Below are 14,175 nucleotides of genomic sequence, written 5' to 3'. Positions count from 1 at the left end.
TCGTGGTTGGCTTGCTAACTGCAGGGCTACTAAAAGCCCGCTCCGTACCGCCTAGCGGTTGGTGTCGGGTAGTTTACAGGTGCTGACATGCTCCCCTACACCCAGATCGTCGCCCACCGTGGGGAGCACACCCACGCCGAGGAAAACACGTTGGCCGCTTTTGCTGCCGCTATTGAGGTGGGGGCCGAGCAAATTGAGCTGGATGTGCGCTGTAGCCGAGATGGGATCCCACTGGTTGTTCACGATGCCGATTTGGATGGACAGCCTTTGGCCGCATTAACTTGGGCCGAGATTCGGGCCCGCAAACCCACGATTCCCACTCTTGAAGAGACCCTGTCACATATCAAGGGCAAAATCACCCTCGATATCGAACTCAAAGAAGCAGGCTATGAGGAACAAGTCCTTGCCCTCGTTAGCGATATTTTGACCCCCGAAGAATTTGTGATCACCTCTTTTTTGCCTCAGGTGGTGCAGCGGGTTAAAACGCTTTTGTCCCCGCAACCCAAGGTTGGCCTGTTGATCGAGGCAAAGGCTGAGGAGCAAGCCAAGGGATCTTTACTTACCCGTTGCCGGGAGTTGGGAGCGGATTTTCTGGCCCCCCACTACAGTTGGGTGAACTTGCAGTTCTTGGCTGAAGCTGAACAGGCCGGGATCCCTCTGTACGTTTGGACGGTGAACGATCCTGAAGTGATGAAGTTGTGTTTGCAGCCATTTGCCGGCTCAGTAGGACAAAATCCCGTTGTTCAAGGGTTGATTACCGACCGTCCCCAATTGGCTTTGCAAATTCGCGCCCACCTTTTGGCAGGAGTAGAGGGGGCAAAACCCTAGACCATGGGCACAAACTGCACCGGAAAAGCCCCTTTTTGAACCCATCCTTGGGCTGTTTTGCAGAGGATCAGCAAGGACTGGGATCCCTGGGCACCGGAGTCCGAAGGGCTTTCTCCCACCGGCACCACCAAGGTGCCCCCCACCGCCAGTTGATCCAGCAGCACCATGGGCACAGTTGGGGGCGCTGCCGTCACCAGAATGGCATCGTAGGGAGCATGCTCTGGCCAACCTTGGTAGCCATCCCCCTGACGCACTTCCACGTTGCGATAGCCCAGGGCAGCGAGGGTTTGTTGAGCTTGAGCAGCCAATGGGGACAGACGCTCCAGGCTATACACTTGCCGGGCCAGCTCTGCCAAAACAGCCGCCTGATAGCCGGAGCCGGTGCCAATTTCCAACACCACCGATTCAGGCGTGAGGCGAGCAGCTTCTGTCATAAAAGCAACAATATAGGGCTGAGAAATGGTCTGGCCATAGCCGATGGGCAGAGGGCAATCCCTGTAGGCCCGATCCCGCAGATCAGAGGGGACAAAAAGGTGACGCGGCACTTTTCCCATGGCTTCCAGTACCCGTGGATCTCGGATCCCTCGTTTGATGAGCTGTTTCTTGACCATCTGCTCCCGTTGGGAAGCAAAAGGATCGGAAGCGTCTGGGGGCTGAGGTTCAACTTCTGGGATCCCAGCTGGAGAGCGAGAAGAATGTCTCCACCGGAAGGATGAGAATGGGTTGATCACCGATACACAACCTCCAGAAACGATGAGCTGCTCAGCTAGAAATCGCAGGAGCCCCGTACGGTACCCGTAGGGTCAGTGTCGGGAGGAATGCTATAATGGTACTGCGGACACCAGAAACAGCTGTTTAGGGCACTGGTAACGGTCGATTGGGGGTGCAGTAAACCACCCCAGAGGCTCGCGGTTGGCTTGCTAACTGCAGGGCTACTAAAAGCCCGCTTCGTACCGCCTAGCGGTCGGTGTCGGGTAGTTTACATGAAGCTTACAGCCGGGATCCCCATGGGAGATATGGGATCCGGTTTGATCAAAATTGTAAAGTTTTGTGCGCAATCTGCCGGGGCGAGCAATCACCACCCTGGTTCTGCCAGCGCAAGATTTTATAGTGTTGATCCCTACTCTTTCCCCGCAAGGGGAAGATGGTGAATGGGGTGACAGGCTGGGAACTGTCCTAGCGACACCTGGGGAGAGAGGCTGGGTTTAATAGACTGTAAACGTAATTTACGGTACAGATCTATGGCAACTGCTGCCGCTTCTGCTACTCCCACTGCCCCTGAGACGACGCTGCTGAACGTTTGGCAAGTGCTGGCCGAAGAGTTTGCCGGTCAGGTTGCCCTACGGGATCCCCACGCGCAGCCAGTTTTCGAGATGTCTTATGGAGAGCTGTTTCGCCGCATTCAAACCCTGGCGGCTGGCCTGCAGGCTTTGGGCATTTGCCCGGGGGATCGGGTGGCCATTTTTGCCGATAACTCCCCCCGCTGGCTGATGGCCGATCTGGCCACGATGTTCACGGGAGCTGTGAATGTGCCCCGCAGCGCTGTGGCGGATCCCAGTGAGCTGGGCTACATCTTGCGCCACTCCGGTAGCACGGCCCTGATTGCTCAGGATCTGAAGACCCTGAGGCGGATCCGGCCGGATGTGCAGGAGCTGGGCCTGGAACGGCTGCTGTTGCTTTCCGATGAGCAGGAAGCAGGGGTGCTGAACTTTTCCCAATGGCTGCAAAAGGGTCGGGAACACACCTACCAACCCCCAAAGCTGGAGCGATCCCAACTGGCCACCATCATCTACACCTCCGGCACCTCCGGTCGGCCCAAGGGGGTGATGCTCAGCCACGGCAACCTGATGCACCAGGTGGAGAACTTGGGCGTGGTCGTACAGCCACAACCGGGGAATAAGGTGTTGACCATTCTGCCCACTTGGCACTCTTATGAGCGGGCTTGCGAGTATTTTCTCCTCAGCCGTGCCTGCATGCTGGTCTATACCAGCCCTCGCTTTATCAAACAAGATTTCCAACAGGAGCACCCCCATTTTCTGGTGGCAGTGCCGCGGATTTGGGAAACCGTTTATGAAGGGATCCAACGGCAATTCAAAGAGAAAAGCCCCCTGATGCAGCGGCTGATCCGCGCTCTGATGGCCGTGAGTGAGAGGTATGTGCTCTCTGGACGGATAGCCCGCAACCAGTCGATTTTGCATTACGGAGTCAGCCCCTGGGTGCGCCTGCAGGCTCGCCTGCAACATTGGCTGCTCTGGCCCCTGCACCGATTGGCCGATGTGCTGATCTACCGCAAGGTACGACGGGCGTTGGGCCCCAATTTTCAACATGCCATCAGCGGCGGTGGATCCCTGCCTGCCTACTTGGATCTGTTCTACGAGGTGGTGGGCATTTCCATCTTGAATGGCTACGGCCTCACCGAAACTTCGCCGGTGTTGTGCGCGCGGCGTCCAGACAACAATGTGCGCGGTACGGCTGGCCCCCCTCTGCCGGGGACGGAGTTTCGCATTGTGGATCCTGAAACTCGACAGCCGCTGCCGCCACAAGAAAAAGGGTTGATCCTGGCCCGTGGCCCGCAGGTGATGATGGGCTACTACAACAACCCAGAAGCCACTGCCAAGGTGCTCAGCTCCGACGGCTGGTTTGAAACCGGGGATCTGGGCTGGCTCACCCCCGACGGGCAACTGGTGATCACCGGCAGAGCCAAGGATGTCATTGTCCTACTCAATGGGGAGAACATCGAGCCCCAGCCGCTGGAAGATGCTTGTCTGCAGTCTCCTTACATCAGTCAGATCGTGATCGTCGGGCAAGACCAAAAGAAATTGGCTGCCCTCATCTACCCCAACCTCGATGCCCTCAAAGCCTGGGCTGCCGAGCAAGGGATCCCGGCTGAGGATGCCGAGCTGCTGGCCCAGCCCCAGACCCGCACCTTGATTTTGCAGGAGGTGCGCCGCCGCATCCAAGAACGCCCTGGCTACCGGCCCGACGAGCAGGTCAGCGACTTTCGCTTCTTGCCGGAGCCGCTGAGCGTGGAAAACGGCCTTATGACCCAGACCCTGAAGATCAAGCGCAACCCGGTGGCTGAGCGCTATGCCCACCTCATCCAGGAGATGTATCCGGCTTGAGGTGCAGGCCCACCTAAGTTTGGGATCCCCGTTGTTGCTCCAAGTAGCGCCGGAATTGCTCCGGTGGAATGGCCCCTCGGTAGGCTCCACAGTAGTAGAGGGTAAGCACTGCCTTGTAGGCCCAATCGCTTGGCACCACATCCGGGAAAGGGCTGGGCAAAGTATCTGCTTGGTTGTTGGCGCAGGCTTGCAAAATTTGCTCTGTGGTTAGCTGTTCTGCCAGGTCTGGAGGGAGTTCCCGCAGGTTGGCTTGGGCCAGAGCGGCGGTGGGCAGGCTCAAACTGGAGAGGGCTGCGCCCACAAGAGCTGAGGTGAAGAGGTGTTGCACTTTCATAGCACTCCGTGCTGTGCAGAGCACAGACAACTCGAAGAGGGTTAACGAGGGATCGATTGAGAGGGAATCCGTCCGGGGAGTCCCTTCTTCAGGGTAGTACGGACGAAAGGAGCGTCTGGATCTGGATAGAACGCCTCAGCCGCTTTGTTCCCGGATTAAGATGCAGGAAACGGGGGCACCTCCAAAACCCCAAAACAAGCCAAAAGGCAAGATTGAGTCTGTACAGCAGGCTTTTGTGCTGAGAGCTAGAGGCCGATGAACGTATCCAAAGGGCCAAGTTTTGACGGCGTGGATCCCCCGGATCCCAAGCTGATCGATGCCTGCGTGCATTGCGGGTTTTGCCTGACCACCTGCCCCAGCTACCGTGTAATCGGCAAAGAGACGGACTCGCCGCGGGGGCGGATCTATCAGATGGATGCCCTCAACCAGGGGCAGATCGCCCTTTCTGCGGCTACGGTTTCCCACTTCGACAGTTGTTTGGGCTGTTTGGCCTGTGTTACGGCCTGTCCATCGGGGGTGCAATATGACCGCTTAATTGCCGCCACCCGCCCGCAGATTGAGCGCAACTACTCCCGCAGTTTTTGGGATCGGCTTTACCGCCAGTTCATCTTCTCGGTGTTTCCTTACCCGGAGCGGCTGCAACCGCTGCTGTGGCCTCTCTGGCTGTACCAAAAAATGGGGATCGGCGCTTGGATCCGAAAGGGTCTGGAAAAGGTCTCCCCGCGTTTGGCGGCCATGGAATCCCTGATGCCCCCCCTGGAGGTGGAGCAACTGCTGCCCAAGCGTTACCCTGAGCGGATCCCGGCGGTGGGAGAACGCCGTTTTCGGGTGGGACTCATTTTGGGCTGCGTGCAGCGCCTGTTTGCCCCGCAGGTGAATGAGGCCAGCATTCGCGTCTTGACCCACAACGGCTGTGAGGTGGTGATCCCGCCTGTCCAGGGCTGTTGTGCGGCCTTGCCCCACCATCAAGGGCAACTGCAGCAGGCGGAAACCCTGGCCCGCCAGATGATCGATGCCTTTGCCAATTGTGAGTTAGATGCCATTCTGATCACCGCTTCCGGCTGCGGACATACCCTGAAAGACTATGGCCACCTATTGGCCAGGGATCCCGACTACAAGGAGAAAGCAGCCCGATTTGCCACTCAAGTCAGGGATATTCAGGAGTTTCTCGCTCAGGTGGGGTTAACGGCTCCCCTACACCCGCTGCAGCCGGAACCCCTGGTGCTGGTCTACCAGGATGCCTGTCACATGCTGCATGGGCAGCAGCTCAGCCAGGAACCTCGACACCTGTTGCGGCAAATCCCGGGGCTGGAGCTGCGGGATCCCGTCGATGCGGCCCTCTGCTGTGGTAGCTCCGGCGTCTACAACCTGTTGCAACCCCAGGTGGCGGATGAGCTGGGATCCCAGAAGGTAAAGAACTTGCTTAACACCGGTGCTCAGGGGATTGTCTCTGCCAATATCGGCTGCCGCCTACAAATCCAGAAACATCTGCGCCTACAGGGCAAAGCCGGGATCCCCATCTATCACCCGATGGAATTGTTGGATCGCGCCCTTACCGCTGCGTGACGCTTTCGCGAACAAGCTACAGGGACTTCTTCGGGTCAGGCAGAGGTAGCCGAGGCAACCGGTTGAGTGGATCCTGGATTTCCGGTCGCGCTGGCGTAACCTGGCGCAACATAGCCTCCCACCCCACTTCTCTCCCCCATCGCCGATGGGCTATTCCATCAACAGGCCCAAGTCCAGGTGAGGCTGCCACAGATCGGCCAGGCGCTCCAGCAATTGCTCCCGCTGCTGAGCATAGTGGCCCTCCAGATCCGGCAAGGGATCCCAGCCTTTTTGTCGGCGCAGCCAGTTCAGCCATTGTCGCCGCCACAGGTGGTTGTCAAACAGGCCATGCAGATAGCTGCCCCAAATCCGACCCGTGGGATCCCGCCAGCCCAGGTTCTCTTGCTCGAACAGCGGCAGGCAGCCAGAGGGATCCGCCTGGGTGGATCCCTGATGAATTTCGTACCCCTGGATAGGGGCCAGGGCAGGCCATCGGCTTTGGGTCTGCACCTGCTGGGTGACCTTGGTGGGCTGTAAAACGGTGGTCAAAGGGAGAAAGCCCAACCCCGAGTAGGTGCCGGCGATCCCCTCCCAGCCTTCGGGATCGGAGATGGTTTCTCCCAACATTTGCAGTCCGCCGCAAATGCCGACGATATGGCCGGAGTATTGGCGCAGTTGCTCGGCCAAGCCGGTCTTTTGCAACGCGAACAGATCGTTGAGGGTGGTTTTGCTGCCGGGCAGGATGACCACATCCGGGGATCCCAAACTTTGGCCGGGGTGAACCCAGCGCAGATGGACGGTGGGCTCCGCCAACAAGGGGTCAAAATCCGAGAAATTGGCCACCTGGGGCAAACGCACCACAGCAATCTCCAGGCGCCCTTCCCTCAGGGCTTGGCCACCGGCCCGGTCGCGGCGATCTTCCCAAAGCAGGGGGTTGGCTGCAATTCCCATCGAATCCTCTTGGGGCAGAACCCAGTCCACCCAAGGCAAGACACCAACGACGGGGATCCCGGTGTAGTTTTCCAGCCAGTCCAGGCCAGGCTGCAACAATTCCCGCGAGCCGCGAAACTTGTTGAAGACAATGCCCCGGATCAAGGCCCGCTCTTCGGGTTCCAGCAGTTGGAGCGTGCCCACCACATGGGCCAGCGCCCCACCTCGGTCGATGTCTGCCACCAGCCAAGTGGGGGATCCCAAATGCAAGGCAACCCGCATATTTGCCAAGTCCCGATGTTTGAGGTTCACCTCTGCTGGGCTACCTGCCCCCTCGCAAAGGATCCAGTCGTACTGCTGTTGTAGGCGAGCAAGGGCTTCTTTGACCGCTTGCCAGGCCGGCGCAAACCAGCGCTCGTAATACTCTCCGGCGCGGTAGGTGCCCACCGCCACTCCGTTCAAGACGATCTGGGAAGTCAGGTTGCCCTGGGGCTTCAGAAGGATTGGGTTCATCTCCACCGCAGGGGGAATCCCGGCAGCCCAAGCTTGCAGAGCCTGCGCGTAGGCGATCTCTTTGCCCTCTGGGGTGACATAGGCGTTGAGGGACATATTCTGAGCTTTGAAGGGGGCGACCCTTTTTCCCGCTTTCTTGAGAATGCGACAGAGGGCTGTCACCAAAAGGGTTTTGCCCACATGGGAAGAAGTTCCCACCACCATCAAGGATCGACCTGAACAGCTCACCCCGGATCCCTCACCCTTGGTTTCTGGTTGTTGCCATTCTCTCCGCGGCCAGTCCTGCCAAGCCAGGGCCTCCGTTGGCAAAGGCGACCCCATGATTCCTCAGTTCCCCAGAGCAACGCGCCCTGCTGATGCCCAGAGCCGCACCCTCCGGTCTGCACGGGATCCCAAGGGCTTGCGCCTTTGTGCTCTCGGTTGGATTTTAAGCTGGGGCAGATGGATTCGAACCACCGAATGGCGGGACCAAAACCCGCTGCCTTACCGCTTGGCGATGCCCCAATTCACATTGCTTAACCGGTTTAATTAATTTAGCGATGCAGCTTTAGATCTGTCAACGGTTGCGGTGGCTTCCTATGTCGTGGGGAAGCTGAAGCTCTTCGCCAAGGCCAGGGCCGATGTCAAAGGGGTTCACAGGGAGAGTGCGGGCTACCTCAAAGAAATAGGCGCGGATCTCCGGCCCGAAATAGATGACATCTCCGCTCCTCAGGTAGTGAGTAGCCACCCGCGTGCCGTTGACAAACACCCCATTGGTACTGGACTGGCCCTTGCGGTTGCCGTCGATCAGGCAATAGGTAAACCCTGTCCGGTTGGACTTGGTGGGCACCCGCACCAGGTAAGCGTGGTGACGCGAGACAAACCGATTGACGATCTGGATGGCGTTGGAGGAATCCCGTCCAACCGTGTAGATACTCTCCCGCAGGATGTAGCTGCAGGGCCGGACAGGATGGCAGATGGACAGGGTGAACTCCGGATGGGATACCGGCTGCTCAGGGACTCGATCGAACAGATCTGCTGGCAGATCAAAGCTGTAGCTAGAAGCAAGAGGATCCCCCCCACCAACCGCCGTGGTGGAGGTAAAGAAATCGTCGTAGCTATGTGACAACGGCCTTCCCCCCTCAACGCTCAACGCCATTCACAGCAGCTTGGCTTTCCAAACCTGACGCCCTGAACTCTATGGTTCCCCAAAACCCTGCTGTTTTCAAAGAAACCCTGGTCTTGGCAATCTGGCGGAAAACCACAAGCTTTCGTGTACTGTACTATACACTATAGGCAGTCTTGGAGATACCCCCTTTCCCAAAAAATTGGGTTTGGGTCGGGCCTATTTTGGCTTTCAGGGATCCCTTGGGAGCCACAGCCTCAGGCGGGCTATTCTGAGTAGCAGGTTTTTAACCTTGAGGTGAGGGTGTGACGGAGGCCCTGCTGCGTCGGTTGGATGTGGCCACAGAAGCTGCCCTGGAGGCAGGAGCTTTGCTGCGCAGTTATGTGGGGGGCACCCTTGCCATTGAGGAGAAACGTCCGGGCGACTTGGTGACGGCGGCGGATCGCGCTTCCGAGGATCTCATCTTGAAAATCTTGAGGCGGCACTTCCCCGAAGATGTCATCTTGACCGAGGAATCAGGCCAGCAGGGATCCCCGGAGGGCGCCTACGCTTGGATGATCGATCCCCTGGATGGCACCACCAACTTTGCCCATGGCTACCCTTTTGCCGCCGTCTCCATCGGTTTGCTGCAGGGGCGGGAGCCGGTTTTGGGGGTTGTTTGTGACGTTTTTCGCGGGGATCTGTTTCGTGCCGTCCAAGGGATGGGGGCTACCCGCAACCGCCAACCCATTCGAGTCTCCACAACGGCTGAATTGTCTCGGAGCTTGCTGGTGACCGGCTTTGCCTATGATCGTCGCGAAACCCCCGACAACAACTACGCCGAGTTTTGCCACTTTACCCATCTCACCCAAGGAGTGCGGCGGGGCGGATCTGCAGCTCTGGATTTGGCCTATGTGGCCACCGGTCAGTTGGATGGCTACTGGGAGCGGGGCCTCTCCCCTTGGGACATTGCCGCAGGGATCGTTCTGGTGCGGGAGGCAGGCGGCAAGGTGACCGCTTATGATGGCAGCCCGGTGGACGTTTACAGTGGCCGACTGTTGGCCAGCAATGGCTGGTTACACGCTGCTCTGCAAGAAGAATTGGCCCAAGTACAGCCTTTGCCGGTCTCCTTTCCCATGCGGCGGGATCCACGCCCAGCCTATCAGAACCGGGAAAGCTCCCCAGTTGAGTTGAATTGAAGACAGAAGTAGCTGACGAATAATCGAGGAATAATCAAGAAGATTCCAAGAACCCTATGTTGGGCAGGGTAGATAGGAGATGGGTTAGCGGACTCCCCGGAAAACAGCGACATCGCTGCCGGGCGGCACAGTTCGGCCTGGCTCTCCTCTTGGGAGCGATGGCCCTTGGGGTTGCCACTGCTGGCCCCGGTTACCCTCAGCCGGCACAAGGGAAAGTCGCCCCCACCGAGCAGGCACAGCCCCCTGATTCCCGTTGGACTGAGATCCAAGCTCGGGGGCGCATTCGAGTTGGCTTGGATCCCAGTTTGGGGCCGGCTTATCTCTACACCGACTTGGAGCGACAAACCTACGCCGGCTTCGAGTGGGATATCCTGGAGGCGTTGGCCCAAATCCTTCAGGTGCAGGTGGATCCCATCTATGTGGCCTGGAGCGAACAGTTGGCAGCTTTGCAAGCGGATGAGGTGGACTTGATCTGGGGGGCGCGGGAAGCTTTGGGCTTGGATCCGGAGCAGTTTCTGGCCACCCGGCCCTACTATCTCAGCCCGCAGCGCTTGGTGGTACGGGATCCCTTCCCCGCCTCCGGGCCAGAGGAACCGGCCATCGAGACACTGTCGCAATTATTTGGCCGCAAAGTGGGCATCGTAGTCAATAGTACAGGGGCAGCCCTACTGGAGGCGTATAACGAGAGGAGGGGCAACGCCATTCGTCTCTTTGCCACCAGCAACCCTGAGCGCTTGTTTGCTCAGCTACAGGCTGGCCAGTTGGATGCTGTGCTGGTCGATCAGCCTGTTGCCGCCCTAAACCTGCGCCAAGCTGGATCCCGGCTGCGCCTGGTGGGGCCGCCCCTGTTCCCCATGCCTCTGGTGGGAGTAGTATCCTCTCAGCATCCTTCCCTGAAGGAAGCTGTGGATGGGGCGATTTCCAGCCTGATCGAAAACGGAACCTTGCAGCAGATTTTAGAGAAGTGGCAACTATGGGATCCAACTCTAATGTCCCCCGCCTCAACCGAGGACTAGCCCGCTACGAGACCGACCATTTCGCCATCTTAGGCGTGCCCCTTACCGCCGACTCCAAGGGGATCCGGCGCGGCTACCTGCAGGCGGCCAAGGCCCTCCACCCGGATCGGTTTGTGGGGGATCCCGAAGGTGCAGAGCGCGCCAACATCCTCTTTGCCAAGCTGGTCAACCCGGCCAACGAAGTGCTGACCAAAGAGCGGGAGCGAGGGGAATATGAAACGGTGCTCAAAATGCGGATCAAACGCCTTTTGGAGACGCCCCCCCCGGATCTTTGGCCCTCTGGGGAAGCCGTCAAGGGCTTGGCCGAGCACCCCCATTGGCAGGAAGAGTATGTCAGACGGGTGGAGAAGCTGGCCAAAGAGCAATACAGCTCCATGGAAACCCTGCTGGAGAAAACCGAGCAGTTGAGCGAGCTGAACCTGGCCTATTTGTTGCTCAAAGCCGGCTACCAGGGGAGCCTAGCCCCTGCCTCTAGAACCACTACCGCGACCGGGATCCCAACCCCTTCCCCCAGCCGTACCACTGTGGGTGGGATCCCAGCCTCCCCCGTCGTTGCTCCGCCCAGCCGTCCCCCTGTTCAGCCCGTTCCCACCCCACCTCCGGCTCCCAAGCTCAGCCCTGGGGAAACCCGCTTTATCCAAGCCTTGGACATGATCGAGCGCAAGCAATACCGGGATGCGGTGCAGTATCTGAACTTTGCCATCAGCGCTGAGCCCAACGTGGCCCGCTACTACCTGCACCGGGGCATTGCCCACCTGAAGCAGGGGAATACCGGCATGGCCAAAGCAGACTTTATGCAAGCCAGTCGCCTAGAACCTGCCAACGCCGAGTTGATGGCAGAAGTGCGCCGTTGGATGCAGCAAGTCACCACTCAACAGCCCGTTCCCGTCCCCAAGGACTCCGTCCCGCCAACGCGAGTGGCCAGCCGTCAAACGTCACAGGCTCAGAAAGTGGTGCCACCTCCCCGTAAGGAGGACAACGGCGGGTTCTGGAGCCGCCTCTTCGGCAGGAAAAAGTAGGCAGAGCCCCCCTTAACGCGCACCCCCTAGCACCAGCAGCGTGACCAGGGATCCCGTATTCCAGAGGCTGTGCAGCAGGATGGGAGCCAGCAGGTTGCGGCTGTGGCTGTACACCACCCCCAGCACCACCCCCAGCATGGTCAGAGGCAGCAGATCAGAGAGGTTGAGGTGGGCAAGGGCAAAGGTAAAGGCGCTGAGCACAATGGCGGCCCCCATAGGCAGGTGGCGGCTTAGGGTGGGCAGCCAAAAGCCCCGGAACAGCACCTCCTCAAAAACAGGGGCACAGACAGACACCACGGCCAAAAACACCAACCGCGCCCCCCAGCCATGGCTGTCCAGCAGCAGAGGCAGAATAGGGTTCCCACCCCCTGCCTGCGGCAGCAGCAACTGCGACAGCGCCGCTGCCAGCACCACCAAAGGCAAGGCCACCCAGTAGCCACACAGGCCCCACAGCAGCCAAGGGTCCCACAACCGCACCTGCAGCACCCTCTGCCAGCCGGGGTAGGTGTGCAAGAGACGGTACAACAACCCCGCCCCCAGCACAGCGCCGGAGTTGTAGGTGAGAAACAGGGCCACCGCCTGGTGCCAAGGGCTGAGCTGCTCTGCCCCCAGGCGGAGAATGATGATGTAAAGTCGAGGCACCAAAGCGTTGAGGGCAATAAACCCCAAAAACCAGCCGGTCAGCACCGCTTGCGCCCCGATCCCCGGCCAAGGCACTTCCCAAGCAGGGCCCAGGAGCGGACGTTTGCGCCAAAGGCTCCAGCCCAGCCAGCCCAACAAGAGCATCAACCCCAGCAGTGCCCCCAGCACGGGGATCCCGCCCACCACCGCCAGTCGAAATAGAGCCGCCAAGGCCAATTTTTCCTGCTGTTGGTTGAGGGCATTTAGGCTATCGCTGCGCTGCTGCAGTCGGTAAAGCTGTTGCAGAGCCACCGCCTCAAACCAACCATCCAGATGATTGCGAATCTGCACCTCCGCCTCTGGCAAGATGCGCCGCGGTGTTCCCCACAGTCCCTGTAGAACCTGGGCTGCTCTCTTTTGACTCGATTCCACCTCCATCGCGCCAGCGGCGCGGAGCACTTTGGGACGTTCCAGGTCGATGATCTGCTGCCATTGCTGCTGAGCGGCCTCCAGATCTTCTTGGTAGGCATAGAGCAAGCCAAGGCGCAGCCACAGTGCATCCAGCTCCGTCTGCAAATCTTGCATGGAGGCCAAAAGGGCGGGATCCACCTCTGGAGATTGGGCCAGTTCTGGGCTGGCCGCCTCAGATTCGCCAGCAGGAGTTAAACGGGCCAGCCGTTTCAAACGTTTCAGGCGTTCGGTGTAGTTATCGGCGGTCTGCTGATAGCGATTTTGGGCCACCTTGAACACATCCTGGCCCAAAAGCGCCCGTGCCAGATCCTGATAGCGGGGATCATCGAGGGTGCGGGAAGCCTGCAGGGCGAGATCGGTTTGCAACAAATCTAACTGCGTTTGGGGCGGCGGCTGAAACCAACTGCTGGAAAGAGAAAGCCCGACAATCACAATGGCCAATAGGCTCAGCAGGTTGAGGATCCCACGGCGAACAGAAAGCCGAGCAGAAGAGGGGTCGGCAAAGGCCGTGGCTTCAGGGTGAGACATTGCGGCGACGGATCCAACTCAAGCGGGTTATATCCTATCTTCTGTATTGTCTTGGCGGAATGGAGTTGTTATTACTGCATTACGGATTTGTCCTGTTGTCACCGTCGCTCCAGCCAATAGCGATAGATGGGCAGGCCCAGTTGTAGGCAGTGCCACTCCCGCTCCGTGGGGATGCCGAGGGGATTGGAGTCCAAAGGCCCCTGGTGGGGATCCCAAAACTGCGGATGCTCTAAAAATCGAGCCGCCATTTCTTCGGCCACCTCTTGGATATCCGATTGCAGGAAGACGGGGCTGCCCGGTCGCAGCAGCAGAGCCAGATCCGCCACCAGTTGGGGCTGGACGATCCGCCGTTTGTGATGGCGCTTTTTGAACCAGGGATCCGGAAATAGGATGGTCACCCGGCTGAGATCCCCCGGCGCAAACAGATGCTGCAAAGAGACATTGATGTTGGCAAACAGAAAATGGACGTTATCCAGCCCCAGCTCATCCCGCCAGGCATTGGCCCGCTCCACCAGCGCCTGCCGAATCTCTACCCCTAGGAAGTTCCAGTCGGGCTGCTCCTGAGCGAGGCGCAGCAGAAATCGTCCGCTCCCTGTGCCGATATCCAGATGAAAGGGCTGCCCCAGCCGTCGGTATACCCGTTCCCAATGGGGTGGGGGGGTGGGCTGCTGATACTGCGCCTGCAGGGGATTGACGTGCTGCCGTACCCGGTGACCGAGGCCCCTCTGTAAGGGGATCCCGGCCCAAGGCGGAGAAGGGGGGCGCTTCTCCAGTTGGCCCTCAGGCGATTGCTGCCCCTGTTGCACCTCTGCTTCCATAGACCACCTCCTGCCGCCAGCTGCGGCCCTCGCCCAGTAAACTACCCGACCCTGACTACTTCGCAGTACAGGGCGGGCTTTCGGTAGCCCTGCAGTTGGCAAGCCAACCACGGACCTCTAGGCTGGTTTACGGCAGCCCCAAGTTTG

The 14,175-nt window shown here is 59.2% G+C and carries 12 protein-coding genes and 1 tRNA gene; 6 read left to right on the top strand and 7 right to left on the bottom strand.

The annotated features are described in order from the left end of the window. Positions 1 to 87: 87 nt before the first annotated feature. Positions 88 to 828: a glycerophosphodiester phosphodiesterase gene (locus NW828_RS12135; RefSeq protein ID WP_414332228.1), complete on the top strand. Its 741-nt coding sequence runs from the start codon at positions 88 to 90 to the stop codon at positions 826 to 828. Here the strand turns inward: NW828_RS12135 and NW828_RS12130 are convergent. Next, positions 825 to 1,559: a protein-L-isoaspartate(D-aspartate) O-methyltransferase gene (locus NW828_RS12130; RefSeq protein ID WP_011433763.1), complete on the bottom strand. Its 735-nt coding sequence runs from the start codon at positions 1,557 to 1,559 to the stop codon at positions 825 to 827. The two genes, NW828_RS12135 and NW828_RS12130, sit on opposite strands and share 4 nt — an antisense overlap. Positions 1,560 to 2,069: 510 nt before the next feature. On the opposite strand from NW828_RS12130, the gene NW828_RS12125 reads away from it, so the two are divergent. Further along, positions 2,070 to 3,950 carry an AMP-dependent synthetase/ligase gene (locus NW828_RS12125; protein ID WP_414384146.1) on the top strand — a complete coding sequence of 627 codons (1,881 nt, stop codon included), beginning with the start codon at positions 2,070 to 2,072 and terminating at the stop codon, positions 3,948 to 3,950. 13 nt (positions 3,951 to 3,963) lie between these two features. On the opposite strand, the gene NW828_RS12120 is transcribed toward NW828_RS12125, so the two are convergent. Next, positions 3,964 to 4,284: a hypothetical protein gene (locus NW828_RS12120; protein WP_414331146.1), complete on the bottom strand. Its 321-nt coding sequence runs from the start codon at positions 4,282 to 4,284 to the stop codon at positions 3,964 to 3,966. 255 nt (positions 4,285 to 4,539) lie between these two features. Between NW828_RS12120 and NW828_RS12115 the strand changes: the two genes are divergently transcribed. Next, entirely contained in the window at positions 4,540 to 5,850 is a 1,311-nt protein-coding gene (locus NW828_RS12115; protein WP_414384144.1) for a (Fe-S)-binding protein, read from the top strand. Between the two features lie 150 nt (positions 5,851 to 6,000). Here the strand turns inward: NW828_RS12115 and NW828_RS12110 are convergent, their stop codons facing one another. The 3 genes from NW828_RS12110 to NW828_RS12100 form a co-directional block, all read right to left on the bottom strand. Then, entirely contained in the window at positions 6,001 to 7,476 is a 1,476-nt protein-coding gene (locus NW828_RS12110; protein ID WP_414384148.1) for a cobyric acid synthase, read from the bottom strand. Positions 7,477 to 7,704: 228 nt separating this feature from the next. Continuing rightward, a tRNA-Gln gene (locus NW828_RS12105) sits at positions 7,705 to 7,776 on the bottom strand. A gap of 52 nt (positions 7,777 to 7,828) precedes the next feature. After that, the gene (locus NW828_RS12100; protein WP_414384142.1) at positions 7,829 to 8,410 is read right to left on the bottom strand and encodes an FHA domain-containing protein; all 582 of its coding nucleotides are present in this window, start codon (positions 8,408 to 8,410) and stop codon (positions 7,829 to 7,831) included. Between the two features lie 272 nt (positions 8,411 to 8,682). Here NW828_RS12100 and NW828_RS12095 point away from each other — a divergent pair, with 272 nt between their 5' ends. From NW828_RS12095 to NW828_RS12085, 3 genes are all read left to right on the top strand, one after another. Continuing rightward, entirely contained in the window at positions 8,683 to 9,555 is an 873-nt protein-coding gene (locus NW828_RS12095) for an inositol monophosphatase family protein (RefSeq protein ID WP_414384140.1), read from the top strand. Positions 9,556 to 9,713: 158 nt separating this feature from the next. Continuing rightward, positions 9,714 to 10,571: an ABC transporter substrate-binding protein gene (locus NW828_RS12090; protein ID WP_414384139.1), complete on the top strand. Its 858-nt coding sequence runs from the start codon at positions 9,714 to 9,716 to the stop codon at positions 10,569 to 10,571. Then, a complete protein-coding gene (locus NW828_RS12085; RefSeq protein WP_414384137.1) occupies positions 10,529 to 11,590 on the top strand; it encodes a J domain-containing protein in 1,062 nt (353 codons plus the stop codon). The genes NW828_RS12090 and NW828_RS12085 overlap by 43 nt, the downstream gene beginning before the upstream one ends. 12 nt (positions 11,591 to 11,602) lie before the next feature. On the opposite strand, the gene NW828_RS12080 is transcribed toward NW828_RS12085, so the two are convergent. Further along, a complete protein-coding gene (locus tag NW828_RS12080) occupies positions 11,603 to 13,210 on the bottom strand; it encodes a lysostaphin resistance A-like protein (protein ID WP_414384135.1) in 1,608 nt (535 codons plus the stop codon). A gap of 98 nt (positions 13,211 to 13,308) precedes the next feature. Beyond that, positions 13,309 to 14,028, bottom strand: a complete 720-nt coding sequence (trmB, locus tag NW828_RS12075) for a tRNA (guanosine(46)-N7)-methyltransferase TrmB (RefSeq protein ID WP_414384133.1) — start codon at positions 14,026 to 14,028, stop codon at positions 13,309 to 13,311. Positions 14,029 to 14,175 lie beyond the last annotated feature (147 nt).

The organism is Synechococcus sp. W55.2 (assembly GCF_047461635.1).
GTDB lineage: Bacteria > Cyanobacteriota > Cyanobacteriia > Thermostichales > Thermostichaceae > Thermostichus.
This window is presented reverse-complemented; position numbering and strand designations above follow the sequence as displayed.

What these genes read in the sequence shown, in the direction of transcription:
- NW828_RS12135 (WP_414332228.1), top strand. Translation starts at nt 88, where the DNA reads ATGCTCCCCTACACCCAGATCGTCGCCCACCGTGGGGAGCACACCCAC.
- NW828_RS12125 (WP_414384146.1), top strand. Translation starts at nt 2,070, where the DNA reads ATGGCAACTGCTGCCGCTTCTGCTACTCCCACTGCCCCTGAGACGACG.
- NW828_RS12120 (WP_414331146.1), bottom strand. Translation starts at nt 4,284, where the DNA reads ATGAAAGTGCAACACCTCTTCACCTCAGCTCTTGTGGGCGCAGCCCTC.
- NW828_RS12115 (WP_414384144.1), top strand. Translation starts at nt 4,540, where the DNA reads ATGAACGTATCCAAAGGGCCAAGTTTTGACGGCGTGGATCCCCCGGAT.
- NW828_RS12110 (WP_414384148.1), bottom strand. Translation starts at nt 7,476, where the DNA reads ATGGTGGTGGGAACTTCTTCCCATGTGGGCAAAACCCTTTTGGTGACA.
- NW828_RS12100 (WP_414384142.1), bottom strand. Translation starts at nt 8,410, where the DNA reads ATGGCGTTGAGCGTTGAGGGGGGAAGGCCGTTGTCACATAGCTACGAC.
- NW828_RS12090 (WP_414384139.1), top strand. Translation starts at nt 9,714, where the DNA reads ATGGCCCTTGGGGTTGCCACTGCTGGCCCCGGTTACCCTCAGCCGGCA.
- NW828_RS12085 (WP_414384137.1), top strand. Translation starts at nt 10,529, where the DNA reads ATGGGATCCAACTCTAATGTCCCCCGCCTCAACCGAGGACTAGCCCGC.
- NW828_RS12080 (WP_414384135.1), bottom strand. Translation starts at nt 13,210, where the DNA reads ATGTCTCACCCTGAAGCCACGGCCTTTGCCGACCCCTCTTCTGCTCGG.
- trmB (WP_414384133.1), bottom strand. Translation starts at nt 14,028, where the DNA reads ATGGAAGCAGAGGTGCAACAGGGGCAGCAATCGCCTGAGGGCCAACTG.